Source organism: Rhodanobacter sp. MP1X3, from assembly GCF_014207165.1.
GTDB lineage: Bacteria > Pseudomonadota > Gammaproteobacteria > Xanthomonadales > Rhodanobacteraceae > Rhodanobacter.
This window is the reverse complement of sequence record NZ_JACHCO010000001.1, coordinates 906,259-932,798: the sequence shown is the minus strand read 5'-3', so window position 1 is coordinate 932,798 and position 26,540 is coordinate 906,259. Positions and strand designations below refer to the sequence as shown.

The following is a 26,540-nucleotide window of genomic DNA, read 5'->3' as shown; positions in this document are numbered from 1 at the left end:
CGAGCATGAGGCGCCGTGGATAAAGCCACGTACAGGCTATGCCCTGCCGTGCACATAATCCGGCCGTGCGCATAAATCGGGCGATCAGTGCTCGTTGCGTTGGAGCAGGACCGGCCGTTGTATTCGTTACGCGGCTATCGTCGCACCTACTGTGTTCGGAGAGCACCATGCGTGTGTATGCGAAAGAACGGTTTTCGTTGCGTCCCTATTGGCAACCGCTAGCCGTTTTGCTGCTGTGCGCATCCGTCGCCTTGGCGCAAGCACAGTCGGCAAGCGACGACGCGGCGGTCGATCCGCCCAGCCGCGTGGCGCGATTGTCGTATATGGAAGGCGACCTGGGCTTTTTGCCGGCCGGCGCCAAGGAGTGGAGCGATGCCAGCATCAACCGCCCACTGACGACAGGTGATCGTTTGGCGACCGGGCAGGACACCCGTGCCGAACTGGAGCTGGGTGGCGGCACACTGCGCATCGCCAGCCAGACCGACTTCGGCCTGCTGAATTTAAACGACCAGCTGGCGCAGATTGAACTGACCCAGGGCTCGCTCAACATCAGCGTACGCTCGCTCGATCCAGGCCAAAGCTACGAGATCGACACGCCGACCGTAGCACTCGTGATCGATCAGCCCGGTATTTTCCGGGTAGACATAGATGGCAATGGCCAGAACACCAAAGTCACTGCGCTGGATGGCGATGCTACCGTCTATGGCGAAAACAGCGCGCAGCGTCCCATCAACGCCGGACACAGCTATCGTTTTTACGATTCCGGTCTCATCAACGGAACGATCACCGACATCAGCGGTGGCGATGCCTTTGATGCATGGTGCAGCGATCGTGATCGCCAGTACGCGCAACCTTCCGCCACCCAGTATGTTTCCGATGACGTTGTCGGTTATCAAGACCTCGCCCAATACGGCGACTGGAATTCGGATAGCGACTACGGCGCCGTCTGGTATCCGTCCAACGTCGACAGCAACTGGGCTCCTTATCAAGATGGCAGCTGGGCTTACATCATGCCGTGGGGCTGGAGCTGGATCGATAATTCGCGTTGGGGCTTCGCGCCCTATCACTACGGCCGCTGGGCGCATACACACCGCGGCTGGGGCTGGATCCCCGGACCGATCGGCGTGCACCCGGTCTATGCGCCCGCACTGGTCGCCTTCGTCGGCGGCGGTAATTGGGGCGGTGGTCGCCCCGGCTATGTGGGCCCGGGCGGTGCCGGACCTATCCATCCGATCGGCTGGTTTCCGCTCGGTCCCGGTGAAATTTACAACCCGTGGTACCACAGCAGCCGGCGCTATTACAGCAACATCAACATCACCAATATCCGCGTGATCAATAACAACCGCACCTTGATCCTCAACAACATCAACACCCAGTATGGTCACTACCGCAACGGCACACCGCTGCGCGGCGAGCAGTACGTGAACCGCGCCGCGCCACGTGGATTGACGGCGGTTCCGAGCGCGGTCTTTGCCGGTGGCCTAAATGTGCGGAGCCAACTGCTGCACGTCGACCCACGCCAGGTAGCCGACGCACCGGTTTTGACGAGTGGATCGGTTCTGCATCCTGCCGCAGACGCGGCAGGACCGCGCAGTGAACATGCGCGTTCGCTGCCGCTCGGCGGATTTCAGCGCAATGTAGTGGCGCGGCAGGCACCACCCACGGCAACATTTGGCCACGGTACCGGGGTACCTAAAAACCTGGCAGGTTCACAGCGTGCTGGTTCGCCGACCGTCAACGCCCGGCCTGGTTCGAATGTCAAAGTATTGAGCCAACACTTTGGCAACGGACCTGTTGTGGGTCAGAGCGATGTCACACCGGCAGCCAACAGCCGCGACGTGCAAAGTAATCCACGATCGTTCGGCAATGCACCGCGCCATCTTCCGCCGACGTCCAACGTCATCCCGAACGTACCGGTGATAACACGCCGGGACAATGCCCCGCAGAACGTTCCACATGGAAATAATTCGGCCACGCAAGCTGGCCAGGTTCAAAACGGCACTGTGCCCAACAACGTTATCCAGACCCGTCAGGGGGAGTTGCCCTCGGCACGCTTTGCGCATCCGCAAGGAAACAACATCTCCAACGGCAACGACAATCCGTCGCGCGCAAACGATCGACGCGCATCAACCCTGCCGCAGGTGCCGCAGATCCGGCAAGCATCGTTAATCAATCAGCCGGTGCCAAGCAACAACCCGCCGCCGTTTCAACGCCCGGAAAACAACGTTGCTCCGCGTGAGTTCAACCGCTCGCAGGAACAGCAGCAGATGCAGCCGATGGAACAACAGCGCCAGCAAATGCAGGCACAGATGCAACAACGCCAGATGCAGATGCAGCAAATGCAACAACAGCAGCAAAGACCGCAGCCGCAGACGGCTGCGCCGCCGCAGCGCGCGGCACCACAGCATGCCGAACCCAGACAAGCCCCCAGCAGGGAAGACCAGCACTGACGCGCCATACGTGACGCCCCTTAAAGGCCCGAGCATGCCGGGCCTCTGTTGTTGCAGAGATTGTCTATTCGACGGGGCGCTCAATCCCGAATCGTCTGCCGCGATAGTGCACGGCATCGGCGAATCTCATGTCGACCACTACAATAGACACGCTCGGATCACGCATGTGTCTTCGCGATGAGCGCGATGAACCCGCCCAGACAACCATTGCGCTGCCGTCATCAGCCACACCGATATCGATCCACCCCGCCATTCTCCATCTTCGCCTTACCGAGACACGCCGTCATGAGCGACATGCAAAAACAGGACGATGCACAAAGCCCCGACTACATGCGCCGTATCCGCAGCTTTGTATTGCGCGAAGGCCGCATGACGCCCGCGCAGCAGCATGCATTCGAGGCCCACTGGTCGCGTTACGGGATCGACTATCGCACCGTACCGCATGACTTCCACGCGAGCTTCAGCCGCGAAGCCCCGCTCGTTCTGGAAATCGGTTTCGGCAACGGCGAGGCGCTGGCCTGGGCCAGCGAGCACGACCAGACGCGCGACTTCATCGGCATTGAAGTACACGGCCCCGGCGTCGGTCGACTGATGAATGTATTGGCCGCGCGCGATGCCAACAATGTGCGCCTGTACAAGCACGATGCGGTGGAAGTGCTCGAGCACGCGATCGCACCCGGCACGTTGGCCGAGGCGCGGATCTGGTTTCCCGATCCGTGGCACAAGAAGCGTCACAACAAGCGCCGGCTGATCCAGCCCGGGTTCGTTGCCCTGCTCGCCTCGCGCATGACACCCAACGGACTGCTGCATCTGGCCACCGACTGGCAGGCCTACGCCGAGCACATGCTCGAAGTGATGGAAGCCGCGCCCGACTGGCGCAACACCATTGCACCCGGTGAGTACGCCGAGAAACCAGCGTGGCGCATCGAAACCCATTTCGAGCGACGCGGCCTGAAGCTTGGCCACGGCGTGTGGGATCTGTTGTACCGCACACGCTAAGCGCGCGGAAAGATTCGTTGCAACGAATCTAACGATGATGTCGATGCACAGCAGTCAGGCTGGCCCGCTTATACTTGCGCGATCCAGACAGGGACGAATCGACGCAGCGTGAAGCTTCCACTGCCCTCTCCTATCGACCGTTGCCAGCCACCCTTGCGGAACGTCAGCTAGTGGGGCTCACGCTTACCCCCGACATGATGCTGGTGCTCGGCCTGGTGGGTTTCACCATGCTGATGCTGGTGCTGGAATGGATTCGCGCCGACATGGTGGCGCTGCTGGTCGTGGTAACCATCGGCCTGACCGGCCTGATCCCTTCTGAGCGCGTATTCAATGGCTTCGCCGGCAATGCGGTAATCGCGATCATTGCCATCATGATCATGGGCGAAGGCCTCGACCGTGCCGGCGTGCTGAACCTTACCGCACGCTTCGTGATGCGCATGGCGCGCGGCGTGGAATCGCGCCTGGGCCTGGTCATCAACATGGTCGCCAGCCTGTTCAGCGCGATCATCCCCAGCCAGGCATTGGCAGCACTGATGATTCCGGTCAGCAGTCGGCTGTCGGCGCGCACCGGCGTGCCGTTGTCGCGCCTGCTGCTGCCGATGGCGTTCTGTATTTTGACAGCCACCAACACCACGCTGATCGCCAACTCGCCGCTGATCGTGCTGAACGATCTGATCGCCAGCGCCAACGCCAACCTGCTGCCAGGTGCGCACACCATTCCGAAGTTCGGCCTCTTCAGCGTGACGCCGGTGGGCCTGACGCTGGCCGTGATTGGCGTGCTGTATTTCTATTTCTTCGGCCGCAAGCTGCTGCCCGGGCACGAGGACGAACGGCTGAAGGTGACGCCCGGCCGCACCGAAAGCTACTTTGCCGAGACTTATGGCATCGGTGGCGAAACCGCCGAGCTCACTGTCACCGCGGAAAGCCCTCTCGTGGGCATGAGCATCGGCGAAGTCGAACAGCTGCACGACTCGCCGATGATCCTCGCGATCAAGAGCGGCAACGATGCGCGCATGGCGCCGCCGGTGGATCACGTGATCTGGGTTGGCTCGGTACTTGGCGTGCTTGGCCCGCGCGAACAACTGACCCAGTTTGCCAACAATCAGCTGTGCCGCTTGTCGACGCGGATGCGCCAGCTGGGCGAGTTGTTCAACCCGACCCGCGCCGGCATTTCCGAGGTGGTGATTCCGCCCAGCTCGCGTTTCATCAAGCAGACCATCGGTGATCTGCGCCTGCGCAAGCGCTTTGGTATTTCCGTGCTGGCGGTGACGCGTGGCGAGCAGGTGTTTCGCGAGGACGTGCGCACCGTCACGCTGCGCGCCGGCGACACCATGGTGTTGCACAGCAACTGGCGCGATCTGTCGCTGGCATCGGAAGACAAGGATCTGGTCGTGGTCACCGACATCCCGAAAGAGGAGCAGCGACCGGGCAAGATCTGGCAGGCGGTCGGCTTCTTCGTGCTGGCCAAATGCCTGGCGCTGTTCACCCAGCTCGATCTGTCAGTGGCGATGATGACCGGCGCGATTGGCATGCTGCTGACCGGCGTGCTGAACATGGACGAGGCGTACAAGGCGGTCAACTGGAAAACGATTTTCGTCACCGCCTGCCTGATCCCGCTGGGCTGGTCGATGGATTCCACCGGCACTGCGGCATGGGTGGCACAGGTCGTTCTGCAACACCTGGGCAACGCCTCGCCTTACATTCTGCAGGCGTCACTGGCGATCCTCACCCTGTTGTTTTCGCAGGTGATGTCCAACGTCGGTGCCACGGTGATGATGGTCCCGGTGGCGATCAGCGTAGCCGTTGCCACCGGCGGCAACCCGTCGGCTTACGCGCTGATCGTCGCGGTGTCGTCGTCGAATACTTTTCTGCTCAGCTCTGGCCATCCTGCGCTGATGATGGTTACCGGTCCCGGCGGTTATCGTGGCAAGGATTTCCTGCGCGTCGGCATACCGCTGACCCTGCTCGTGCTGGTGGTCACGCTGGTGGTGATAAACCTGATGTTTCGATGAGTACGCTCGCCGATTGATGCCGCCGGACGAATGCGTGCGCTCGGTTCCAGCGCTCTATGCGAGAAAGATCTCGTCACCTTGCACATGCACCGCCACTGATCGCAGCGAATCACCTTTGCAGGGACCGGCAATGCATAGCCCGTCGGCCTTGTTGAAGCTGGCGCCGTGCACCGCACAGATCAGCATCTGATCCTGGAGCAGAAACTTGCCAGGCGCGTAATCGAGCTGGCGTCCGGTGTGCGGGCAGATATTGAGGTAAGCCTGCACCTGGCTACCTTGCCGCATCAGGATGACATTGTCCCTGCCATCGGCCAGCATGGCGTCAACCGCCGTGGCGCCGCCATCGGGAATGTCATCCAACCGGCATATCGCCTGCGTGGACGGGGAAATGGCGGAAGTCACTGTATCCATCGGCACTTGCCTCGTGGGCGCATTAGCCCCATCGTTACACTCGTAAGTCATTGATTTTACCATACGGATTTTTAACACATGCACTTCTCCCTGCCCACCATGCGTCATCCGCGCAACCCGCTGGCCCGCGCCCTTTCGTTGCTGATCGGTGTGGCGGTGATCGGCGTGCTGCTGGTCTTTGGACTGGTCGTTGTCAGCGTGTTGTTGGTCGGCGGCGTCCTGCTTCTTGCCTTGCGTCGCTGGAAGCAGGGCAGCGCGCGCGTGAGTTCGACCACGACGCATGCCAGCCACAAACCGGAAGTACTGGAAGGTGAGTTCGTGGTCGTGCAGCGCGGCCGTCCCGTTACGCATTGAACACGCCTGCTCCGGCGATATCTGCTGTGATCGTACGTGTTCCCTTCGCATGATCCGGATAATCGACGCTACCTGCCGAATCTAAAGCGAAGTGGCCGCGGAATTAGAGCATCCAACTGAGCCATCCAAAAGTTGCGCGCGATACCACAACGTACGCAGCAATCCCACAGTGATCATGCCGGACGGATCAATGGCCGCTGGCGCTGTGGTGCCAGACGCCGGTGCGAGCTGCTAGCCCGCGAACGCGCCGTGCCTACACCGGGAAAAGTCAGCGCGAGTACTCGCCGCGGCCAGTCGACTCGCGGATAATTCCGCTACTCCTCTTCCGGTTTGTGCATTCATCCATGTCCGATAGCTCCGTCCCCGCCGCGGCCGATATGCCGCGGCCGCTGACCAATCCGCGCCTGCTGATTCCGCTATCGCTGTTTGCGCTGTACATCATCTGGGGATCGACCTATCTGGGGATCCGTTACGCGCTGGAAAGCTATCCACCGTTTCTACTCGCCGGCGTGCGTTTTCTGATTGCGGGCGTGCTGCTGTTCGGCTTTCTGCGGTTGCGCGGCATCACGGCCCCCAGCGCGCGACAGTGGCGCAATGCAGCGATCACCGGCGTACTGTTGCTAGGCTTTGGCAACGGCATGGTGTGTTTCGCCGAGCAACGCGTAAGTTCCGGTATCGCGGCGGTTGCGGTGGCCAGCATGCCGCTATTTGCCGCGCTGTTTTCCAGCCTTTATGGCGAACGCCCGACCCGACGCGAAGGCCTTGGCCTGGCGATCGGCTTTATTGGCGTCGTCGTGCTGAACCTGGGCAATGGATTGTCAGCCTCGCGCCTGGGTGCAACGGCGTTGCTGTTGGCGGCCATGTGCTGGGCGTTCGGCTCGGTATGGAGCAAGCGGCAGGACATGCCACAGGGCCCGATGAACACCGCCGCGCAGATGCTGTGTGCGAGCGTGGCCTTGATCATCGTGGCATTGCTGGCTGGCGAACGGCTACCGGCACATCCCTCCACACGCGCAACGCTGGCAACGGGCTACCTGATCGTATTCGGCTCGATCATCGCCTTCAGTGCCTACCTGTATGTACTCAAGCACGTGCGGCCGGCACTGGCGACCAGCTATGCCTACGTCAATCCGCCGGTGGCTGTGCTGTTCGGCCTGCTGCTGGTCGGCGAACACGTGGGACCGTACGACCTCGCCGGCATGGCGATCATTCTGCTGGGCGTCGGAGTCATCACCTTCGCCCGTCAACGTCGGCATGCATGAAGTCCCGCGGGCCGTGTTGAAGCAGGGCGTTGCCCGACACACTAACCCACGATCGCCGCCCGCAATGCCGCGACCAGAATCCGGATCGCCTCGCACGTACGCGGTTCGCTCGCGCGGGTATACAACGCGATCTCGATCGGCGGCAGCGACGGCAGACCAAGCCGGCTACCGATCTCGACTGCCCGCGGTGGGCACATGCGGCGGGTAAGCGGTGCCACCGCCAGACCAGCAGAAACGGCTGCGCTGACCGCAGATAAGCCCCCACCGACAAAGACCTCGCTCCAGGCCACACCTGCGTCGTCCAGCGACTTCAACGCCTGCGCACGTACCGTGCACGGCGAGGACAACGACGCAATACGCAGCGGCTCACCCGCTGGCTGCTCCCAGTCCGGTAACGCAAACCAGTCATAGGGCTCAATGAACAAACGTTCCCCATCACGACGCTCGCCATCGCGACATGCGATGACAGCGTCCAACTCACCGCCGTCGTACGCGGTCAACAAACCATGAGATGCTCCGATGCGCACCTCGATGCGCAGCGAACGGTCATAGGCACCGACCTTTGCCAGCAAGATCGGCAAATCCGTACCGGCAGATTGATCGCTGATACCGATCCGCAGACTCATGCGCGCGCCGGCACGGCCACTCAGCGCTCGTGTGTGTGCACTAAGCAAATCACGTGCGGCATCGAGAAACTCCACGCCTTCGGCAGACAGCCGCACCCGTCGCGGAGTGCGTTCAAGCAGGCGCTGCCCCAACCGCTCCTCCAATCGCTTCAGCTTCAGGCTGACGGCGGACTGGGTTGTGTCCAGTGCCTCGGCAGCCCGAGTAAAGCTACTGAGATCCGCCACCAGGACGAAAGCCTGCACTGCATCGAGGTCGAGTGGCCGCGCCATCGAACTATTTTCATTAATCATGACTGAAATATCTATTAATGAGTTTTACTTATCATATAGCAGGACTAGCATGCCTGCCATCCCCTATTGACGCCTCGCGCCCATGCCCCTGACCCGAATCTCGATGCGCCGCGGCAAATCAGCCGCTTATCGCAAGGCAATACTCAATGCAGTCCAGCTCGCCCTGCGCGAAACATTCGACGTGCCACCGCGCGATTTTTTCATGACGATCAGCGAGCACGACGAGGAAAACTTCGTCTATAGCCCCGACTATCTCGATATGGCGCGCAGTGACGAACTGCTGATCATCCAGCTCGTCGTGAGCCAGACGCGGAAGCTCGAACAGAAGCAGGCGCTGTACCGCCGCATAGTGGACTTGCTTGAACAGGTGCCTGGCGTATGTCCGGATGATGTCTTCATCAACCTGGTCGAAGTGGCCAGGGAAAACTGGTCATTCGGTCACGGCGTAGCGCAATACGCCTGATCTCCCATGTCACTTCAGGCCATGTCAATGGAGGCAAACGCAATGACGACGCAAGACGCGACGGGCGATCCACGTCGCTGGCTGGCGCTCCCCATACTACTCGCCGGTGCCTTTCTGCCGTCGCTGGATTTTTTCATCGTGAATGTAGCGCTGCCGGCGATACGTACTGATCTGCATGCAACACCCGCGCAAGTGCAGTTTGTGATTTCCGCCTATGCGGCGACCTATGCGGTTTTCCTGATCAGCGGCGGACGATTGGGCGATCTGTTCGGGCGGCGACGTCTGTTCCTGGGTGGCATCAGCGGGTTCACCCTGGCCTCGATGCTGTGCGGGCTGGCTTGGTCACCTACGGCACTGATCGCCGGACGCATGCTGCAAGGCATTACCGCCGCAGCCATGGCGCCTCAGGTGCTCGCATCCATCCGGGTGATGTTTCCAACCGCCGAGCAACCGCGCGCACTGGGCCTGTATACCGCTACCTTCGGCATCGCCGCGACGCTCGGCCAGCTGCTCGGCGGCGTACTGGTATCCAGTCATCTGTGGGGTTTCGGCTGGCAATTGATTTTCCTGGTCAACCTGCCGGTAGGTATCGTCGCGATCATCGGCGGCAATCTGCTGTTGCGCGAGTCGCGCGCTCCCCAGGCGCAACGCCTGGATCTGGGCGGCGTCGCACTGCTGTCGCTGGCGCTGGGCCTGCTGGTCTATCCGCTGGTCGAAGGCCGGGAACAGGGGTGGCCGATGTGGACGTTTGTCATGCTTGGCACGTCGCTGCTGGCCCTTGTAGCGTTCGTTCGCTACGAGATTCGGATCGCAAGCCATGGCGGCGCGCCGCTGGTCGATGTGAGCTTGTTGCGTGGCAACGATTTCGTGCTCGGGCTGGTCATCACACTGTGCTTCTACATGATCTCGGCGTTCTTCCTGACATTCGCCGCTTATCTGGAAGATGGACTGCATCACAATGCGTTACAGACCGGCATCGCCACCGTGCCATTTACCATCGGCTTTTTTCTGGCATCACTAGGCTCGGCCAAGGCAGTAGAACGATTCGGCACACGCGCACTGACCATGTCCCTCGTCGCGCAAGCGCTTGGATTCGGCCTGACGGTGACCTCCGTGCAAAACGCATCGCCGACGCTGGGGCTGATATCCGGCCTGCTTGTTGCCGGGCTCGGCTACGGCATCGGTTTGCCATCGCTGATCAAGATCGTGATCGGCGGCATGGACAGCCGTCATGCCGGGCTGGCCTCCGGCATGGTGATTACCGTACTGCAGATCAGTGCCGCACTTGGCGTGGCGATCATCGGCGGGGTTTTCTACAGTGCCTTGGGCGGTCATGACGACGCCCACGCGTACACCCATGCCTTCAGCACAGGTCTGTACTGCAATATCGCTGTATTGCTTTTGACAGCCCTACTATCGCTGGCGCTGGGCCGCACCAAGACGACCATCGCTGTCGGCGCGCCGGCGGTGAGCCGCCATTGATCCGATGCGGCGCTGCTATGCCCAGCATGAAGCACGGATAAGCTATTTATCCGTGCTTCGATAATTCAATCACAGCACGACTCGATCACAGCTCGCGCAAGGCCGTCGTCACGGGCAAACGGGCGGCACGTACGGCCGGAAACAGGCCGCCAATAAACCCGATCGCCAGTGCCCACTTCAGCCCGCTCCACAGTAGCGCCGGAGTCACGCTGAATTCGAAACTCAGCTGGCCGACCGAACCCGCTGCCAGGGTAGACGCGGTATAGCCGTTGAAGATCAGCCACGCCAACGCGCCGCCGAGCAATCCGCCGATCAGCGCCAGCAGCATCGTCTCCAGCATGATAGCCACCACCACCGGGCCGCCGCGAAAACCAATCGCGCGCAGGGTCGCGATCTCGCGCGCACGCGCCGCCACCGCGGCAAACATGCAATTGAGCGCGCCGAAGATCGCACCAATCGCCATGATCGCGCCCACCGTGATGCCGATGCTCTGGATCATCTTGCTGGTACCTTCGGACTGCTTGCTGAAGTAGTCATAGGTCGTGCTGACGTCAACCTTCAAGCGGGGATCAGCCTCAAGCTCGGCCTTGAACGCATCGAACGCCTGCGGATTGGCCAGCCGCACCGTCACCGACGCGCGGCTGCCGCCACGGCGGTAAATATCCGCCACCACGTTGTTATCAGCCCACAGCTCCGAATCGAGCGCATCGCCTGAGGAGAATACGCCGACCACCGTCCAGCTCTGGTTACCGAGCTTGACCTCGCTGCCAACATTCAACCCCGCAAACTGCCGCTGCGCGCCTTGTCCCACCATCAGCTCACGCATGCCTGGCGTAAATTTGCGACCGGCCACCACCTTGACGTTGGGCCGAACCGCCCAGGCCTGATCACCAATACCGCGTAACTGCACGCTACCAACGTCATCGGGGCCGCCGCCCTTCACGGGAAGGTTGGCCGCAACCACGAGTTCAGCGGAAGCGACCGGTCTGCCCTGCGCGTCGTGCACGATGCCCTTGGCCTGGGGAATGATCACCACGTTGTCGCGCTCCAGCACCGACATCACCTCTGACGCCGAGGCTCCACGCATCACGATGGCGGTATCCGCGCTGCCGGTCTTGCGCAGCGTCTCGCTATAACCCTCGCCCATCGCCAACAACGCCACCAGCACGCCGACCACACCGGCAATGCCGATCACGATCACGGCCGATGATCCCAGCCGCTGGCGTAGCGTACTGACGCCCACCACCGTCACGGATGCCGCCTGCCGCCCGCGACGTGTGAGTGCCATCCACAGACAAAACAATACGGCGAGCACGATGACACCCTGCCAGGGTAGCCTGATCCAGATCGTCAGCGTCACGGCGAGTATTGCCAGCAGCCCCAGGCCAATCAGAAAATTCTTGAATTTGCGCATCTCGTGTTCTCCTCAGCGCCCGGCCAGTGCATCGACGATATTCAGGCGCATGGCGCGCATCGCCGGCAGCGCACCCACCAGCAAACCGATCAAAATCATCAAGCCGATGCCGAGTAACCAACTGTTCGCATTGACCGGCGGCAGATTCAGCGCACCACCACTTGCGCCGCCAACCAGCGGCAGCAGCACAGTGGCCAGCGCGAGTCCCAACACACCACCGATCAACAGCATCAATACCGACTCGGCCAGCACCATGCACAGCACGCTCTGACTGGAAAACCCGATCGTCTTGAGCACCGCCAGTTCGGATGTCCGTTCGCGCACCGCCATCATCATCGTGTTGCCTGACAGCAGCATCAGCGTGAAGAACACCGCGCCCATGATCGAGCCGACAATCAGCCCGATATCCGCCAGCTGTTTGATCCAGTTGGCCGTGGCGGCCTGCTCGGTCTGCGTGCGCGTTTCATGATCGGAGTTGGCCGAGATCGCGTCGATCGCCTTGGCCACACGGTCGGCCTGATTCACATCGGTGACCCGCGTGACATACCAGCCCACCGCGCCCTGGTTATACGGTGTGCTGTCATCGAAGTATTTCCAGTGCAACAAGATCAGCTGGTTGAACATGCCACCTGCTGAGGCGTCCTTCGGATGCATGATCCCGACAATATCGAACTGCCAGTTCTTGGTGCCATCGTGGGTCGGAAAAATGGTCGACTGCAGCGGCAACTTGTCGCCTATCTTCCAATGGTATTTCTGCGCCAGCTGTTCGCCCACCAGCACGCCGGTGCGCGTGTTGTCGTAGGCTTTGCGTTGATCCGCACTCACCTCAATCTCGGGAAACTGGTCGATGTAATTTGGGCTCACCGCGAAGCTGAAAATCTGGTTGTGCGGATCCTGATACGCGCCACCAAACCAATTCGCGTAACTGACAGCCTTGACCCCAGGCACATGGCTGATCGGCAACTCCAGCGACTGCGGCAGCGTCTGGATAAACGACAGCTTCGAGCCAGTCTGCAACCGCTCCGCACCGTTCGCGCTCTTGCCGGCCTGATCGAACGAAGTACGTACTGCGTCCAACATGCCGAACAGCAGGAATGCGGTGAGTATCGATATCAGGGTCAGTATCGTGCGGGTCTTGCGCCGAAACAGCGCTGCCCAGATCAGATGAAGGTATTTCATCGTCCTCTCCTTACGCCATGGCCGGTGCGACCAGCGTGCCCTTGTCCAGATGCAGGGTATGGCTGGCGTATTCGGCAGCTTTCGGATCGTGCGTGACCATCACGATGGTCTTGCCGTGTTCGCGATTGAGCTGCTGCAGCAGACCGAGTACATCCTCGGCCGATTGACGATCCAGATCACCGGTCGGCTCGTCGCAGACCAGCAAGGTGGGATCGGACACGATGGCACGCGCGATCGCCACACGTTGCTGTTGTCCGCCAGACAGTTCGCCAGGCTTGTGTGTACCGCGCTCGGCCAGCCCCACCAGTTGCAAGGCAATCGCCGCATTTTTGCGCCGTTGTGCTCCGGAGAGTTTGGTGAGCAGTAGCGGCAGTTCGACATTGCGCTGTGCCGACAGCATCGGCATGAGGTTGTAGAACTGGAAAATGAAACCGACGTTCGACGCGCGCCATTTTGCCAGCGCGCCGCCACCCAGTTGATCGATGCGCTGACCGCCAACCGTGATGCTGCCGGCCGTCGGCGTATCGAGCCCACCGATCAGGTTGAGCAGAGTCGTCTTGCCGGAACCGGATGGCCCCATCAACGCCAGAAAATCACCCTCGGCAATCGCCAGGTTGACGTGATGCAGCACTTCGACCTTCTGCTTGCCGCGCTCGTAAACCTTGGCCAGATCCTTGATGTCAATCAATATGCCCATGATCGTTCTCCCGATGAATGCCGTAGTGATGCCTGGTCGTTGTGGCGAACTGCGCCGTATCGATAAGTGTCAGGGTGATGCGGGTTTGATCTCGATGTCTGAACCATCGTGCAACTCTGGCGGCGGCGCGATCACCACGCTGTCGCCCGACGCCACCGCTGCCGGCAGCAGGCGCAGATCACCATAGGCTTGCGTCGCCGGGGTCACCGCGCGCTGCCGCACTTTGTCGCGCTCAAGCACGAACACCACGCTGCGACCATCACGCTGCACAATCGCCGTGGCCGGCACCAGCACGCCTTGTGGTGCCGGTGTAGTGGCTTGCGGTTTCACATCGAGAAAGGACACGCGCACGCCCATGTCGGGCACGATGCGGGCATCCTTGTGCTCCAGCGCGACGCGCACCTTGATGGTCGCCTTGCCGCGATCGGCGGTGGGCACGATGGCGATCACGTGGGCGGGAATCTTCCAGTCGGGGTATGCGTCCAGCACCGCTTCGGCCGGCATGTTCGCCTTCACTTTGCCGATGTAGGCTTCGTTGACGTCCACATCGACTTCCAGTGACTCCATGTCCACGATCGTGCCGATGCCGGTGCGGGTGAAGCCGCCGCCGGCGGAGAACGGCGAGATGATCTCACCGACCTGCGCATCCTTGGTGGTGATGACGCCATCGAACGGCGCGCGTACCACGCAGTAGTCGAAATTGACCTGCGCTTCGGTCACCTGCGCATCGGCCGAGACGGCCTGCCGCTGCTGCGAGACGAGCTGCGAGCGGGTGCTATCCGCGAGCGTGCGCGCCTGCTCGGCCAGCTGGGTCGCAACCAGGCCCTGCGCAGCAAGATTCTTCTCGCGATAGGCATCGCGGAGATTCTGCGCCAGCTGCGATTGGTACTGTGCAACCAATGCATGCGCCGCACCCGCGGCGGCCTTGGCAGAGTCCAGCGCGGCGCGGTAACCGCTGTCGTCCAGTCGCGCCAGCACCTGATCCTTCCTGACCCGATCGCCTTCCTCGATCAGCACGTCGGTGAGCGTGCCAGTGATCTGTGCCGACACCGTGGCCTGCCGCCGCGCGGTGACATAACCGGTGGCCTGCAGCACCGCGCCCGCTTCGCTCTCGCTGGTGGGCAAGACCGCGACCGCCGTTTGCACCGCGATGGCGCGATGACCCAGCAACATCCAGCCCGCGGCGGCGATAAACACCAGCACGATGACGATCGCACCGATGATCCACAGCCAGCGGCCTGAACCCTGGTTTCCATGGTCCTCGCGCTGACTGCGATCGATGCGCAGTTCCTTCAACAGATCGGCGTTGCTCACCCTGACTCCCCAACCCGGCCATGCCGGTGATGCGTTGAACACAGGCTCACCATGTGCAAGCCCGTTGCATGCAAGATTGACTGATCGTCCCCATCGCGATCAGGGTGCAGCATCAGTCATCGTCGATGACAGATGTCATGCGGCTCGGCCGCCATCCAAACCAACAAACCGGCAGGCTGGATCTGCTCTTGGCCAAGAATATCCCTCTTCCCACTGGTATCTCCATGCTGCAGTGCAATTACACGACGATGCCGATCCGGTTTGCTACGCTTGCCGCCATGACCACAATCATTCCCGCTCCCGCGATAACCACCCTGCCGATCATCGGCAGCGATCAACGCTTCCCCGTACGCCGCGTGTTCTGCATCGGCCGCAACTATGCCGAGCACGCACGCGAAATGGGCTCGACGGTGGACAAGTCGACGCCGATCTTTTTCTGCAAGCCGGCCGATGCGGTCGTCAGCGATGGCGCCGATGTGCCCTACCCGCAAGCCACGAACGACTTGCATCACGAAGTCGAAATGGTGGTAGCCCTTGGCGCCGGTGGTATCAACCTGACGCCCGCTCAGTCTTCATCCTTGATCTGGGGCTACGGCGTCGGCCTGGACCTCACCCGTCGCGATTTGCAGGCCCAGGCCAAAGCCAAGGGCAACCCATGGGATACGGCAAAGGCATTCGATCACTCCGCCCCCGTGTCCGCGCTACGTGTGGCAGCCGACGTCTCCATCGACGCCCAGACGACGTTGCAGTTGCACGTCAACGGCAGCCGGCGTCAGCACACCACGCTGGGTGAAATGGTGCACACCGTGCCGGAAATTATCGCCGTGCTTTCCACCCTATTCGAGTTGAAAGCCGGCGACCTGATCTTTACCGGCACGCCGGCGGGTGTAGCCGCACTGCAGCCTGGTGACAGTTTTCATGCCGAGCTGGTCGGCGTCGCCGAGCTGGTCAGCCGAGTCGTTTGAGTTCTTCCACAGCTGCACTGGGCGGACTCATCACGTTGCGTTAGAGTCCACTGGCCATTCGGCCGAAACCTGGGGAAAAAGCATGAGTATGTTGCAGGAATTCAAAGCTTTTGCCATGCGCGGCAGTGTCGTTGACCTGGCAGTTGGTGTGGTGATCGGTGCCGCGTTCGGCAAGATCGTCACGTCACTGGTCGAAAAAATCATCATGCCGCCCATCGGTTTGATTACCGGTGGTATCGATTTCAGCCAGCTGAAATGGGTACTCAAACCGGGTGATGACAGCGATCCGAAGCACAAGATTGCCGAAGTGGCGATTGGCTACGGCGACTTCATCAATACCGTCATCACCTTCCTCATCATCGCCGCGGCGATTTTTCTGGTGGTCAAGGCGATCAACAAGATGCAGAAGAAAGAGGAAGCGGCTCCAGCCGCACCGACAGCCGACGTTGTCTTGCTCACCGAGATTCGCGATTTGCTGAAAAGCAAACCCTGACCCGAACCGATTTCAAAAACTTCTCGATGGCCGCGCATTCGCAGGGATGCGCGGCCATCTTCATTTGCGACGGCCGGCATGACTTATGGCTCAAGCACAGGAGCTGTGTAGTCCCATAATCAGGGTTTGTCGTCAGGAAACTCACCATGCGCGTTCCGCTCACTTTTCTCGCTGCCAGCCTGCTGCTGGCAAACGCTGGTCATGCCAGCGCCACCAATACCCGAATTCCCGACGCCACGGTAAAGGCGGCCGAACAATTGCGTGACAAGGCGCTCACCGACGACACCGGCTACAAGATTGTCACCTCGCTAACCACCGAGGTCGGTCCACGCATTGCTGGCGGCGTCAACGACGCGCGCGGACGCGCCTGGGCGATCGCCAAGTTCAAGGAGCTGGGTTACGACAAGGTCTATACCGAGGCGGTCACCTATCCTCTATGGCAGCGCCGCAGCGAACACGGCGCCATCGTCGCGCCGTTCCCACAGCCGCTGGCGCTGACCGCGCTGGGCTTCTCCGCGGGAACGCCGCAGGGCGGCCTCACCGCCGAAGTCGTGAAGTTCGATAGCCTCGATGCACTGAAGGCGGCTGATCCGGCCAGTGTGAAAGGCAAGATCGTCTACATCGGTTTTCGCATGACGCGGCAGAAGGACGGCCACGATTACGGCATGGGCTCGGCGATCCGCACCGGCGGCCCAGCCATCGCTTCCAGCAAGGGCGCAGCCGCTTTCATCCTGCGCTCGGCCGGCACCGATGCGAATAGCCGCACGCCGCATACCGGCGTCACCATTTTCAAAGATCCCACGCAGGCGATTCCTGCGGCCGCGCTGTCGAATCCCGATGCCGACCAGCTTGAGCGCGTGCTCGGCTACGGCAAGCCGGTCAGCGTGAAGCTGGATCTGGATTGCGGCATCGTCGGCACCTTCACTGGCGCCAACGTCATCGGCGAGATCACCGGCCGGAAGCATCCCGAGCAGATCGTCGATATCGGTGGTCATCTGGATTCGTGGGATCTGGGCACCGGCGCAATCGACGACGGCGCTGGCGTGGCCATCGCGATGGCCGCTGGCAAGCTGATCCAGGACATGCCGCAGCGGCCGGACCGCACCGTGCGCGTCATCGCGTTTGCCAACGAGGAGATGGGCCTGTATGGCGGCATCGCGTACGCAAAAAAGCACGCCAGCGAAGTCGCGAAACACCAGCTCGGCACCGAATCCGATTTCGGTTCCGGCCCGGTCTGGCGCATGAGCGCCAGCGTCAAGCCCGAAGCGCGTGCAGCGATTGCACAGATCGCCGGCGTGCTTGCTCCTCTTGGCGTGGCGTACGATGAAAATCGTCCCGGTGGCGGCGGCTCGGATCTGTCGCAGATGCACGGCAAGGGCATGGCTGCGCTCTCACTGACGCAGGACGGCACCATGTACTTCGACTATCACCACAACGCCAACGACACGCTGGACAAAATCGACCCTCGAGAACTGGCACAGAACGTTGCCGTGTACGCCGCCTTTGCGTATATGGCGGCCGATGCCAAGGGCGATTTTGGTTCGGCGCCTGATGCGTTCAATAAAGACGGCGCTGGCGAATAATGCCGCTACGCTAGTCGCATAACAAGGAAACGGCCTTCGGGCCGTTTCCTTTTTGACATCCGAACGTCTTCATCGGGCTGGGCGGCGCAAGATCCACCTAGAGGCAGTCAATGCCGCAGACAGTGCGGGCCTGGCGTCAGCATGTGGCATCGCCATTGCGACCAATGGACCCAAATCAGTCCGCCAATGAGCAAAGATTCATGCCCAGGCTCAGCGCAGAATCATTTTTCAGCGTCGGCCGTGAGCTGGTCCAACGCCAGCAGGTTATCCTTGATTCGGGTGATCACCGCCATCGCCTGCTGTAGTTCGTCGTAATCGATATTGCGGGTGGCATCCTTGCGCAGGCCGCGCCCGATAACTTCCATGTCATCGACAACGCCACGCGCCTGGTCGGTCGTATGCAAGCGCCAGGCCCGGCGATCCTTCGGATCGGGTCGACGCTCGACAAAGCCGGCGGCTTGCAGTCGATCGATCACCCGACCTACGGCAATCGGTTCCATTTCGAGAAATTCAGCCAACTCGGTTTGCCGCAGACCTTCGCGGAGATACAGTACTTTGACCGCACGCCATTGGGCGCGGGTAAGTCCAAACTTCACCGCACGCCGATCGAAGTGCTTGCGAATCAGCAAAGTCACATCGTTGAGCAGGTAGCCGAAGGAGATATCTTCTGTCTTCGCCATGAGCTTTTAAAACCTCTGCAGAGATTGAAGCATACGGCGCAGCCAGGACCGAAGCCATGCCCATCACCGTTGTCACCGCCGATATCACCCAACTGCGCATGGACGCCATCGTCAACGCGGCCAATCCCGGCTTGCTCGGCGGAGGCGGCGTGGATGGCGCGATCCACCGGGCGGCTGGACCTGCATTGCTGAACGCTTGTCGCGCATTACCGGAAAGCGTGCCGGGTGTGCGTTGCCCGACGGGCGAGGCGCGCATCACACCGGGCTTCGATCTTCCGGCACGCTACGTGATTCACACCGTTGGACCGATCTGGCATAGTGGTGATCACGATGAAGCGGCGCTGTTGAGCCACTGCTATCGCAGCTCGCTGCGTCTGCTGCGCGAACATCGGCTGCGCACGATGGCGTTCCCGGCAATCAGCTGCGGTGTTTACGGCTATCCGGCAACGTTGGCGGCGGCAGTGACCGCTGCCACGCTGTGCGATGAGCTGACCCATGATGCTTCCATCGACATTACTTTGTGCTGCTTCAGCGAGGCTATGCGAACAATTTTCCAAGGCGCGATTAATGCAGTTTAAAGGGATAGAGCGGCGGCAGATCAGAGCCCTCATCGCCCTTGTCGGCCACACACCAGATAAAGCCGCGCTTGAAGACTTCAGCCAATGGTGCATCGCTACCCGACATCGATGCACTGGCGTAATGCCGCTGCTGCAAGCTCGCAATGGCCGTGCGTTGTTGTTCATCGCCCAGCAATGCGGCCAAGTCGCCGAGATGCTGGATTGCCGGTCGTTCTATGCGTGCCCATGCCAGCAGGCTACGCACCTGCTCTGACGTATTGCTGCCGCGCGCGGCGACGAGGAATGCTTGCTGACGCTCGCGCGCCGATGCATTGGGCGCGTTTGGAATCGCCACCGATGCAGGACGCTCACGCTGATAACGACGCCAGATCAGCCATGCCATCACGCTGAGCAACCACAAGGCAATACTGCCTATGGCGATCCAGCGCCATGGTGTCGTTGGTGCATTCGCCCACGTAACTGGCGCGACAGCTGAAGCTGCCGTCGCTGCGGTCGCCGGATTGGCCGTATGGACGTCCGAACCACCACTCGCTGGCAACACGGAAAAACTGTGCGCCGGAATCTGCGCGACCTCCATGCGATCGGCCAACACGTTCCACCACTTGAGCGTTGTTGCGGGGATCGTCAGCGTACCGGCACGGTTGGGAACAATCGCAAAGGCTTGCTGCCGTTGGCCAACGATCCACGGGCCATCGTTGCGGCTGGTGGTGGTCGGTTTGTCCGGATATGCCGTTGCTCCATCCAGCGGCGGCATGCTGAGCGCTGGCAGCGCCTCCACCGGCAAGCCGGTCGCCTGCAGGTTCATCGTGAGATTCAGCGGCTGGCCCACTCGCACCGGAGTCTGCGCATCCGGCAAACCATCCAGCTTAAGGCCTATTTGGCGTGCCGGCAGCCACGCCGTGCCGCCCCAGTCAGCGGGCGTCGGCTTGATGTCGATCGTTACTGCGGGCGCGCTGGCCGACACCGGTTTGCGCGCGCCGAAGAAACTGTCCGGGTCCGCCGGATCGATTGCCACGCCCTGAAAATTCAGCGCGGGAATCTCGACACGACCGGCATGCTGTGGAATCAACGCATAACGCCGCTCCAGCACATGGTACTGACGTCCACCACGCTCAACCGAGTAGTTGGTATCGTCGCCGATCTTGTTGAACTGGATGCCATTGAGTTGCGGTGCTTCGAGCGAGCCATCGCTGATGGTGGTGGCAAAAAACAACCGCACCACGTAGCTCAGCTGCTGGCCGACATAGCCCTGATTCGGCTCGACCTGCGACTCCATGAAAACATCACGATGCGCGGCCACATTATCCGAAGCATCCGCCACCGTTACTTCCAGTTGCAGGGGCGCTGTTCGACTTCCGGCGATAACAAGCGAGGGAATCTGCAAAGTACCGGTATGCCGGGGTCGCAATACCACACCCAATGTCAGCTCGGACGTCGCGGCACCGTTGACCACGCTGACGCTGCTGTTTTGCGATGTACCTAGCATGTCGAAGTCGCTGCCCAAAACGCCTAGATCGGGCATGGCGAGATTGCTGGCATCGCCTTGGATACGCAGATTCAACGTCACCGTTTCGCCCAGCGACACGCTGGTGCGATCGAGTGTGGCCTGCACGTCGCCCGCATGGACGAATGCCGGGATCAGCATCAAGGAGAGCAGGCACCATGCAATGAGTCGTCGATAGATCACGGTTGATCATCCTCGTTGGGTACGCCACCGTGGCGCTGCTCGTATTCCAGTTGAAACTTCCGTCGCAGCAACGCACCCGGATCATCCGGCACACGCTGTATGGCCTGTCGCAGATCGGCCGGCAGCTTGGAATCCGGATCGTCTTTCGACATCTCGCCAAGCTGATGGGTTGGCGGCAACTTGCCCTGCTGATCCTTTGGCTGGCCAGCCAGCGCCTGATCCATCTGCTTCTGCAAAGCCTGCTGCGCCTTGTCAGCGCTGGCCTTCTGCTCGGCTTGCTGCTGTGGCGTCAGTGGCTTGGGTTGCTCGGCGGACTGGTTCTTTGCGGATGAATCATCGCCCGTTTGATCTGGTTTGGATTGATCCGGCTTGGACGGGTCTTGCGATGGCTGCTTCTGCGAATCAGGCTGACCATTCTGTCCCGATTTATCCGATGGCTTGCCGGCATCCTGCGATGGCTTCTGATCCGGCTTTTGCGAGGCATCGGACCCCTGTTGATCCGGCTTCGGCTGACCCTGGTCACCGCCACTGTCAGGCTTTTTCGAATTCGACGAATCCTGCTTTTGCTGCTGATTCTTGTTCTTCTGGTCCTGCTGCTGTTGCTGTTTCAGCCAATCCTCGACGGCCTTTTTATTCGCGGCCGCATCGGCGTTGGCCGGATCGATTTTCAACGCCTGTTGGTAGGCATCGATTGCCTCGCTATATTGACCCTGCCTGGCCAACGCGTTGCCGCGGTTGTACGCCGCGTTTGTGCCAGGCAGCGGCTGCAGGGTTTTCGCGGCAGCAGCATAGTCGGCTGCACGATAATCAGCCGCACCGCGCCAGGCGGGATCACGTGCAAGCTGCTGCGCCTGCTTGGCCGGGCCACCCTGGCGTAATGTCTGCGCAGCCTGCTGATCTGGGCGCTGCCACAGGTCGCGCCAATCGGTAGCGTCGGCGCGACCAGGCAGCATGGGTAGCAGGATCAGCGGCAACAACAGTAGCCAACCGCGTCGGAAAGCCAGAGCCACGACCAGCAGCAGCAGCGGCAGCAACCACGGACCGCGATCCTGCCACTCGTCACCCACTTGCCCAGCTGCGGCTATTGACGGACCGGCACGCAGCTCGCTTTTCAACGCATCGATATCGCCGGCATCCGTCGTCATCGGCGCGTAGCGGCCACCGCCCGCAGCAGCCAGTGCCACCAACGCTGCATCATCGCGATCGGCCATAACGATGCGATCCTGCTCATCGCGCAGAAAACCGCCGCTGGCCTGAGGTATCGGGCCACCCTGCGCCGTTCCCACACCGAGCACCGACACCCTCACACCCGCGGCATTAGCCACGCGAGCCGCGGCGGCGGCGGCGGCATCGGCTTGATCGGTAATCAATACCAGCGAACCGCCGGGTACATTGGCATCGTGAATCAGCGCCGCGCCACGCTGGATCGCCAGCGCCGCATCGTTGCCGTCCACCGGCATGGTGTCGGGGCTCATGGCGTTGAGCAAATCGCCGAGGCTGTCGGCATCGGCGGTCAGTGGTGCCACCACGAACGCCTCGCCCGCGTAGCCGATCAACGCGTTAAGGCCATCTCGATTGCTGGCCAGCAAGTCATGCACCTTGTAGCGCACTCGGTCCAGCCGGCTCGGTGCCACGTCGCGCGACAGCATATGCTGCGACAGCGATATCGCCACGACCTGAGCTGCTCGACTGGCATAAAGCGGCTGCGCCACACGATTCCAGGTCGGGCCGGCCAACGCCAATGCACATAGCGTCCAACCCATGGCGAACAGACCAGCTGGCACATAACGATTGGCCGCACGACCACGCAACAGATGCGGCAACAGCTCGGCATCGACCAACCGGGAAAGTTCAAGTGGCACCGAACTCCGCCGCATACCGAACCAGAACAGCAGCGGCAGCGCGACAAGCGCGACGAGCCACAGTGGTCGCAGAAAATGAAACTGCTGCAGCGCCTCATTCATGCGTGATGCCCCGCATTACATTGAACCGGCGGGGCAAGATCACGATCAGCAAAAGCACAATCGCGACGCCTAGCGGCCAGCGGAACAACTCTTGTCGGGGTCGCAGTGGCGGTCCGTGCTGGGGCATCGGCTCCAGCGCGTTGATGGCGCGATAGGCATCGGCCAACGCATTGCTGTCGGTGGCGCGAAAAAAGCGCCCGCCGGTTTCGTTGGCGATGGTGGTCAGCATGTCGGCATCCAGATCGGCCGACGGGTTGACCAGCTGACTGCCAAAAAGGCCCGCCACACGCATCTGGGTGGCGCCGATGCCGATAGTGTAAATACGCACGCCGGCGGCCTTGGCAGCACGCGCCGCTTCGCGCGGCGCAATGCTGCCCGCGTTGTTCACGCCGTCGGTAAGCAACACCAGCACACGCGCCTGCTGCGGCAATGCCGACAGGCGCTTTACGGCCACGGCGATCGCATCACCAATAGCCGTTTCCGTGCCAGCCAGCCCCACCGTCGCACCCTCGAGCTGCGCCCGCACAGCGGAAAGATCAAACGTCAGCGGCGTCACCAGAAAGGCCTGACTGCCGAACAAGATCAAACCCATTTCATCGCCGCGCCGACGACTGATGAAGTCGCCGGCAATCGCCTCGACCGCACCGAAACGGCTGACCGCCTGGCCTGCCAACTGCATATCCTCGGTACGCATGCTGCCGGACAAATCCACTGCCAACATCAACGCTCGCCCGCTGTGCTGCTGCGCCTCTGGCGGCCCGATCCACTGCGGCCGAGCGGCAGCAACAAGCAGGCTCAACCAGGCCAACACCAGCAGCCACGGACCGATACTTTTTGCCGACTGGCTGTTCGCCTGTGCCAACCGGATGCCCGGCTGTGGCAGATGCAAGGCCTGCCCCGGCGCCACCGGTCGCAGCCAGCGCCATAGCAACCAGGGCAACGGCAACAATACGATGATCCACGGCCACGCGAACGTCGTCATGACCGCGCTCCGCCATTGCTCGGTGCACTCGTAGCGCGCTTCCATTTAGCGGGCTTCAATGCCAGTCGCAGCCATTGCCGAACCGCCGCCGATGCAGCCGCTTGATCAAACGCTACGGGCGCGCGGTAAATCACTTGCTCCAGCGCCATCAGTTGATCCAGCGTCCCCGCATCGACCGGAACGCGCGCCAACGTTTGCCGCCATGCGTTGCCACGCTGTTGCGCGGCGTGTACATCGTGCCGACGCGCAACGCGACGCAGCAGCTGATGCATGCCGCTCGCGAGCGCCGACTGATCGCCGTCTCGCTGATACTGCTGCATCAGCTGATCGAGTTCAGCCAACACGCGCTCACGTTTTTGAGCCTGGCTACGATATCGCCGCCACAACCAAGCGCAGAGCACCGCCACCATGAGTAGAAGCCCCACCAGCATCCACCAGCCCGGTGCAGGTGGCCACCATGATGGATCGGGTGGCAAATGGATATCACGCAAGACCGGGCCCGGCGCTGCCGCTGCTGTCGATGATGATGATGCGGATGGAGGAGTTATCACGCCGATCTCCTGGCACCAAGCACACCGATCACCGCATCGAACGGATCAGCGGTAGTGTCTACATTGCCCCAGCGGAGGCCAAGCGACTGCGCCAACTCGCCGAGTCGCGCTGGTCCGGCGCCGATGGCACGCTGAAAATCGCGACGCTGACGTTCGGATTGCAAAATCACTTCAGTACGCTCACCCGTCTGTTCCAACGGATAACGACCGGGTGGCACCAGTGCAACTTCCAGCGCGTCGGCAACCACTAGAACACTTACAGCAGTGTGCCGACTGAGATCCAGAAGTCGCTGCCGCGTGGACACGTCGCCGCTGAATGTGTTGGCACTAAATCCGTCGCTGATCAGCAGCACGCGACTGGCGCCGCAGCGCAGACGGTTTGCACGCGTCAATGCATCGGCCAGTGATTCTGTTCGATCGGACGTCGGCCTTGCATCCCACTCTGCCAGCGCTCCACACACGGCCAATGCGCCGCGAGGTCCAGCCTGTGGACCCAGTAGCGAATCAGCCTGACCAAACGCCATCACGCCAACCCGCTCACCGGCACGCGCTGCATACCACGCTGCACATGCCGCTGATCTGGCCGCCTGCACCGATTTGAATCGCACCCGTGTGCCGAAGCGCATGCTGGAATGGGTATCGACGAGGATCAGCAATGACCCCTCGCGATCTTCCTGAAAAAGTTTGGTGTGCAGCTTGCCGCTTCGAGCAGTAAGACGCCAGTCGAGTCGGCGCACATCGTCACCCGCCTGATAAACACGGGATTCGGCGTAATCCATGCCGCGGCCGTATAGACGGCTGGACTGCTGACCGCTTCGCGCTGAACGACTGACCAGTGCCGCCAGCTTCGCACGTCCTACTCGTGTGCGCAGCGCGATCAACTCAGCCAGTGAAACCCGAGAGCGACCATCGCCATCGTTCGATTGCGACATCACAGCACTCACGGCAGCGGCACGAGATCCAACAGACGATCGATCACGCGATCAGGACGCACGCCCTCGGCTTCGGCTTCATAACTGAGCAAGACACGGTGCCGCAAAACTTCGTGCGCGATGCCGTGCACGTCCTCTGGAAGAACGTAATCGCGACCGGCCAACCAAGCGCGGGCACGCGAGCAGCGATCGAGTGCGATGGTAGCGCGTGGGCTGCCGCCCCAGGCGATCCAGCGCTTCAGCTCCGGACCATAACGACCAGCGTCGCGCGTCGCCAACACCAGCTGTGTCAGGTATTCCTCCAACGCCGGCGCCATGTGCACCGCCATGGACGCTTCCCTTGCGGCGAAGACATCTGCCTGGCTCAGCAACGCAGGCGACGTTGCCGGCGCCTGACCGCGATGGCTGGCCTGCTCGCGCACCAATCTGAGAATGGCCAGTTCAGCTGCTGCATCGGGATAGCCGATGGTCACGTGCATCAGAAAACGATCGAGTTGGGCCTCGGGCAAAGCGAATGTACCCTCCTGTTCGATGGGATTCTGGGTTGCCATCACCATGAATAATTCAGGTAAATGCCAGGTGCTGCGACCCACAGTGATCTGCTGCTCTGCCATTGCCTCAAGCAACGCCGACTGCACCTTGGCCGGCGCACGATTGATCTCATCCGCCAGCACGATGTTGTGAAACAGCGGGCCAAGCTCGAACTCGAAACTGCCACTCTGTGGACGAAACACGTCAGTGCCGGTGAGATCGGCAGGCAGCAGATCGGGAGTGAACTGTACTCGATGAAAATCCGCCTCGATCCGCGCCGCCAGTGCTTTCACTGCCGTGGTCTTGGCCAGACCGGGGGCTCCCTCGACTAGCAGATGCCCATCCGCCAGCAAGGCAACGAGCAGACAGTCGATCAAATGCGGCTGCCCGATGATGCTCCGCTGCAAGTCCTCGCGCAGCACCGTAAACGCTTGCTGCAATGGGCTAATCGACGAAGTTTCAGCTGTAGCCATGTTCACTCCATTTCCAAAACGGGCCCGATAGTCAATCAATAGAGAGGTATTGAATGCATCATTGAGCGGTGCCCTTCAGACCATCATCTTCGTCGTAAGTTTAATCGACCGACAAAAGTAACGGTCCCAGCAAAAAAAGAGGCGGCCTAAGCCGCCTCTTTTTCAAA

24 protein-coding genes are annotated in these 26,540 nt (G+C 61.3%); 11 read left to right on the top strand and 13 right to left on the bottom strand.

Translation table 11 applies throughout. From position 1 onward, the window contains the following. Positions 1 to 167 precede the first annotated feature (167 nt). The 3 genes from HDE79_RS03850 (at position 168) to HDE79_RS03840 (ending at position 5,461) form a co-directional block, all read left to right on the top strand. Entirely contained in the window at positions 168 to 2,450 is a 2,283-nt protein-coding gene (locus tag HDE79_RS03850; RefSeq protein ID WP_184600580.1) for a DUF6600 domain-containing protein, read from the top strand. A gap of 294 nt (positions 2,451 to 2,744) precedes the next feature. Next, complete coding sequence (gene trmB, locus HDE79_RS03845; RefSeq protein WP_184601096.1) at positions 2,745 to 3,449, top strand: tRNA (guanosine(46)-N7)-methyltransferase TrmB; 705 nt, start codon at positions 2,745 to 2,747, stop codon at positions 3,447 to 3,449. Positions 3,450 to 3,643: 194 nt separating this feature from the next. Next, complete coding sequence (locus HDE79_RS03840; RefSeq protein ID WP_184601095.1) at positions 3,644 to 5,461, top strand: SLC13 family permease; 1,818 nt, start codon at positions 3,644 to 3,646, stop codon at positions 5,459 to 5,461. 54 nt (positions 5,462 to 5,515) lie between these two features. On the opposite strand, the gene HDE79_RS03835 is transcribed toward HDE79_RS03840, so the two are convergent. Beyond that, entirely contained in the window at positions 5,516 to 5,872 is a 357-nt protein-coding gene (locus HDE79_RS03835) for a Rieske 2Fe-2S domain-containing protein (RefSeq protein ID WP_184600579.1), read from the bottom strand. 78 nt (positions 5,873 to 5,950) lie between these two features. Between HDE79_RS03835 and HDE79_RS03830 the strand changes: the two genes are divergently transcribed. Both HDE79_RS03830 and yedA read left to right on the top strand, forming a co-directional pair. Then, the gene (locus HDE79_RS03830) at positions 5,951 to 6,226 is read left to right on the top strand and encodes a hypothetical protein (protein WP_184600578.1); all 276 of its coding nucleotides are present in this window, start codon (positions 5,951 to 5,953) and stop codon (positions 6,224 to 6,226) included. 344 nt (positions 6,227 to 6,570) lie between these two features. Then, on the top strand, positions 6,571 to 7,488 hold the full coding sequence (gene yedA / locus HDE79_RS03825) for a drug/metabolite exporter YedA (RefSeq protein ID WP_184600577.1): 918 nt from the start codon (positions 6,571 to 6,573) through the stop codon (positions 7,486 to 7,488). Positions 7,489 to 7,529: 41 nt separating this feature from the next. On the opposite strand, the gene HDE79_RS03820 is transcribed toward yedA, so the two are convergent. Next, positions 7,530 to 8,405, bottom strand: a complete 876-nt coding sequence (locus tag HDE79_RS03820; protein ID WP_255488226.1) for a LysR family transcriptional regulator — start codon at positions 8,403 to 8,405, stop codon at positions 7,530 to 7,532. 82 nt (positions 8,406 to 8,487) lie between these two features. Here HDE79_RS03820 and HDE79_RS03815 point away from each other — a divergent pair, with 82 nt between their 5' ends. Continuing rightward, positions 8,488 to 8,868 (top strand): tautomerase family protein, encoded by a 381-nt coding sequence (locus HDE79_RS03815; RefSeq protein ID WP_184600576.1) that lies wholly within the window; start codon positions 8,488 to 8,490, stop codon positions 8,866 to 8,868. Between the two features lie 42 nt (positions 8,869 to 8,910). Then, complete coding sequence (locus HDE79_RS03810; protein ID WP_221439997.1) at positions 8,911 to 10,350, top strand: MFS transporter; 1,440 nt, start codon at positions 8,911 to 8,913, stop codon at positions 10,348 to 10,350. An 85-nt stretch (positions 10,351 to 10,435) separates the two neighbouring features. Here the strand turns inward: HDE79_RS03810 and HDE79_RS03805 are convergent, their stop codons facing one another. The 4 genes from HDE79_RS03805 to HDE79_RS03790 all read right to left on the bottom strand — a co-directional run bounded on the left by HDE79_RS03805 (position 10,436) and on the right by HDE79_RS03790 (position 14,954). Beyond that, positions 10,436 to 11,764: an ABC transporter permease gene (locus HDE79_RS03805; RefSeq protein WP_184600575.1), complete on the bottom strand. Its 1,329-nt coding sequence runs from the start codon at positions 11,762 to 11,764 to the stop codon at positions 10,436 to 10,438. 12 nt (positions 11,765 to 11,776) lie between these two features. Continuing rightward, positions 11,777 to 12,943: an ABC transporter permease gene (locus tag HDE79_RS03800; RefSeq protein WP_184600574.1), complete on the bottom strand. Its 1,167-nt coding sequence runs from the start codon at positions 12,941 to 12,943 to the stop codon at positions 11,777 to 11,779. A 10-nt stretch (positions 12,944 to 12,953) separates the two neighbouring features. Further along, positions 12,954 to 13,640 carry an ABC transporter ATP-binding protein gene (locus HDE79_RS03795; RefSeq protein WP_184600573.1) on the bottom strand — a complete coding sequence of 229 codons (687 nt, stop codon included), beginning with the start codon at positions 13,638 to 13,640 and terminating at the stop codon, positions 12,954 to 12,956. A 69-nt stretch (positions 13,641 to 13,709) separates the two neighbouring features. Continuing rightward, a complete protein-coding gene (locus tag HDE79_RS03790) occupies positions 13,710 to 14,954 on the bottom strand; it encodes an efflux RND transporter periplasmic adaptor subunit (RefSeq protein ID WP_184600572.1) in 1,245 nt (414 codons plus the stop codon). A 278-nt stretch (positions 14,955 to 15,232) separates the two neighbouring features. Here HDE79_RS03790 and HDE79_RS03785 point away from each other — a divergent pair, with 278 nt between their 5' ends. The 3 genes from HDE79_RS03785 (at position 15,233) to HDE79_RS03775 (ending at position 17,995) form a co-directional block, all read left to right on the top strand. Then, positions 15,233 to 15,919 carry a fumarylacetoacetate hydrolase family protein gene (locus tag HDE79_RS03785; RefSeq protein WP_184601092.1) on the top strand — a complete coding sequence of 229 codons (687 nt, stop codon included), beginning with the start codon at positions 15,233 to 15,235 and terminating at the stop codon, positions 15,917 to 15,919. Positions 15,920 to 16,001: 82 nt separating this feature from the next. After that, positions 16,002 to 16,412 (top strand): large-conductance mechanosensitive channel protein MscL, encoded by a 411-nt coding sequence (gene mscL / locus HDE79_RS03780; RefSeq protein ID WP_184600571.1) that lies wholly within the window; start codon positions 16,002 to 16,004, stop codon positions 16,410 to 16,412. 146 nt (positions 16,413 to 16,558) lie between these two features. After that, on the top strand, positions 16,559 to 17,995 hold the full coding sequence (locus HDE79_RS03775; RefSeq protein ID WP_184600570.1) for a M20/M25/M40 family metallo-hydrolase: 1,437 nt from the start codon (positions 16,559 to 16,561) through the stop codon (positions 17,993 to 17,995). Positions 17,996 to 18,216: 221 nt separating this feature from the next. On the opposite strand, the gene HDE79_RS03770 is transcribed toward HDE79_RS03775, so the two are convergent. Further along, positions 18,217 to 18,675 (bottom strand): MarR family transcriptional regulator, encoded by a 459-nt coding sequence (locus HDE79_RS03770; RefSeq protein ID WP_184600569.1) that lies wholly within the window; start codon positions 18,673 to 18,675, stop codon positions 18,217 to 18,219. Between the two features lie 56 nt (positions 18,676 to 18,731). Here HDE79_RS03770 and HDE79_RS03765 point away from each other — a divergent pair, with 56 nt between their 5' ends. Continuing rightward, positions 18,732 to 19,253, top strand: a complete 522-nt coding sequence (locus HDE79_RS03765) for an O-acetyl-ADP-ribose deacetylase (RefSeq protein WP_184600568.1) — start codon at positions 18,732 to 18,734, stop codon at positions 19,251 to 19,253. Here the strand turns inward: HDE79_RS03765 and HDE79_RS03760 are convergent. From HDE79_RS03760 to HDE79_RS03735, 6 genes are read right to left on the bottom strand one after another with little or no spacing between them, the layout of a single operon-like run. Next, the gene (locus HDE79_RS03760) at positions 19,240 to 20,940 is read right to left on the bottom strand and encodes a BatD family protein (RefSeq protein WP_184600567.1); all 1,701 of its coding nucleotides are present in this window, start codon (positions 20,938 to 20,940) and stop codon (positions 19,240 to 19,242) included. The two genes, HDE79_RS03765 and HDE79_RS03760, sit on opposite strands and share 14 nt — an antisense overlap. Beyond that, a complete protein-coding gene (locus tag HDE79_RS03755; protein WP_184600566.1) occupies positions 20,937 to 22,904 on the bottom strand; it encodes a tetratricopeptide repeat protein in 1,968 nt (655 codons plus the stop codon). Before HDE79_RS03755 ends, HDE79_RS03760 begins: the two co-directional genes overlap by 4 nt. Next, complete coding sequence (locus HDE79_RS03750; protein WP_184600565.1) at positions 22,897 to 23,886, bottom strand: VWA domain-containing protein; 990 nt, start codon at positions 23,884 to 23,886, stop codon at positions 22,897 to 22,899. Before HDE79_RS03750 ends, HDE79_RS03755 begins: the two co-directional genes overlap by 8 nt. Next, positions 23,883 to 24,437: a DUF4381 domain-containing protein gene (locus HDE79_RS03745; protein WP_343205900.1), complete on the bottom strand. Its 555-nt coding sequence runs from the start codon at positions 24,435 to 24,437 to the stop codon at positions 23,883 to 23,885. The genes HDE79_RS03750 and HDE79_RS03745 overlap by 4 nt, the downstream gene beginning before the upstream one ends. After that, on the bottom strand, positions 24,434 to 25,381 hold the full coding sequence (locus tag HDE79_RS03740) for a DUF58 domain-containing protein (RefSeq protein ID WP_184600564.1): 948 nt from the start codon (positions 25,379 to 25,381) through the stop codon (positions 24,434 to 24,436). The genes HDE79_RS03745 and HDE79_RS03740 overlap by 4 nt, the downstream gene beginning before the upstream one ends. Beyond that, positions 25,378 to 26,373 (bottom strand): MoxR family ATPase, encoded by a 996-nt coding sequence (locus HDE79_RS03735; protein ID WP_184600563.1) that lies wholly within the window; start codon positions 26,371 to 26,373, stop codon positions 25,378 to 25,380. Before HDE79_RS03735 ends, HDE79_RS03740 begins: the two co-directional genes overlap by 4 nt. Between the last annotated feature and the right edge of the window lie 167 nt (positions 26,374 to 26,540).

What these genes read in the sequence shown, in the direction of transcription:
- HDE79_RS03805 (WP_184600575.1), bottom strand. Translation starts at nt 11,764, where the DNA reads ATGCGCAAATTCAAGAATTTTCTGATTGGCCTGGGGCTGCTGGCAATA.
- HDE79_RS03755 (WP_184600566.1), bottom strand. Translation starts at nt 22,904, where the DNA reads ATGAATGAGGCGCTGCAGCAGTTTCATTTTCTGCGACCACTGTGGCTC.
- HDE79_RS03850 (WP_184600580.1), top strand. Translation starts at nt 168, where the DNA reads ATGCGTGTGTATGCGAAAGAACGGTTTTCGTTGCGTCCCTATTGGCAA.
- HDE79_RS03830 (WP_184600578.1), top strand. Translation starts at nt 5,951, where the DNA reads ATGCACTTCTCCCTGCCCACCATGCGTCATCCGCGCAACCCGCTGGCC.
- HDE79_RS03795 (WP_184600573.1), bottom strand. Translation starts at nt 13,640, where the DNA reads ATGGGCATATTGATTGACATCAAGGATCTGGCCAAGGTTTACGAGCGC.
- HDE79_RS03735 (WP_184600563.1), bottom strand. Translation starts at nt 26,373, where the DNA reads ATGGCTACAGCTGAAACTTCGTCGATTAGCCCATTGCAGCAAGCGTTT.
- mscL (WP_184600571.1), top strand. Translation starts at nt 16,002, where the DNA reads ATGAGTATGTTGCAGGAATTCAAAGCTTTTGCCATGCGCGGCAGTGTC.
- HDE79_RS03750 (WP_184600565.1), bottom strand. Translation starts at nt 23,886, where the DNA reads ATGACGACGTTCGCGTGGCCGTGGATCATCGTATTGTTGCCGTTGCCC.
- HDE79_RS03770 (WP_184600569.1), bottom strand. Translation starts at nt 18,675, where the DNA reads ATGGCGAAGACAGAAGATATCTCCTTCGGCTACCTGCTCAACGATGTG.
- HDE79_RS03835 (WP_184600579.1), bottom strand. Translation starts at nt 5,872, where the DNA reads ATGGATACAGTGACTTCCGCCATTTCCCCGTCCACGCAGGCGATATGC.
- HDE79_RS03820 (WP_255488226.1), bottom strand. Translation starts at nt 8,405, where the DNA reads ATGATTAATGAAAATAGTTCGATGGCGCGGCCACTCGACCTCGATGCA.
- HDE79_RS03815 (WP_184600576.1), top strand. Translation starts at nt 8,488, where the DNA reads ATGCCCCTGACCCGAATCTCGATGCGCCGCGGCAAATCAGCCGCTTAT.
- yedA (WP_184600577.1), top strand. Translation starts at nt 6,571, where the DNA reads ATGTCCGATAGCTCCGTCCCCGCCGCGGCCGATATGCCGCGGCCGCTG.
- HDE79_RS03800 (WP_184600574.1), bottom strand. Translation starts at nt 12,943, where the DNA reads ATGAAATACCTTCATCTGATCTGGGCAGCGCTGTTTCGGCGCAAGACC.
- HDE79_RS03775 (WP_184600570.1), top strand. Translation starts at nt 16,559, where the DNA reads ATGCGCGTTCCGCTCACTTTTCTCGCTGCCAGCCTGCTGCTGGCAAAC.
- trmB (WP_184601096.1), top strand. Translation starts at nt 2,745, where the DNA reads ATGCAAAAACAGGACGATGCACAAAGCCCCGACTACATGCGCCGTATC.
- HDE79_RS03810 (WP_221439997.1), top strand. Translation starts at nt 8,911, where the DNA reads ATGACGACGCAAGACGCGACGGGCGATCCACGTCGCTGGCTGGCGCTC.
- HDE79_RS03765 (WP_184600568.1), top strand. Translation starts at nt 18,732, where the DNA reads ATGCCCATCACCGTTGTCACCGCCGATATCACCCAACTGCGCATGGAC.
- HDE79_RS03840 (WP_184601095.1), top strand. Translation starts at nt 3,644, where the DNA reads ATGATGCTGGTGCTCGGCCTGGTGGGTTTCACCATGCTGATGCTGGTG.
- HDE79_RS03785 (WP_184601092.1), top strand. Translation starts at nt 15,233, where the DNA reads ATGACCACAATCATTCCCGCTCCCGCGATAACCACCCTGCCGATCATC.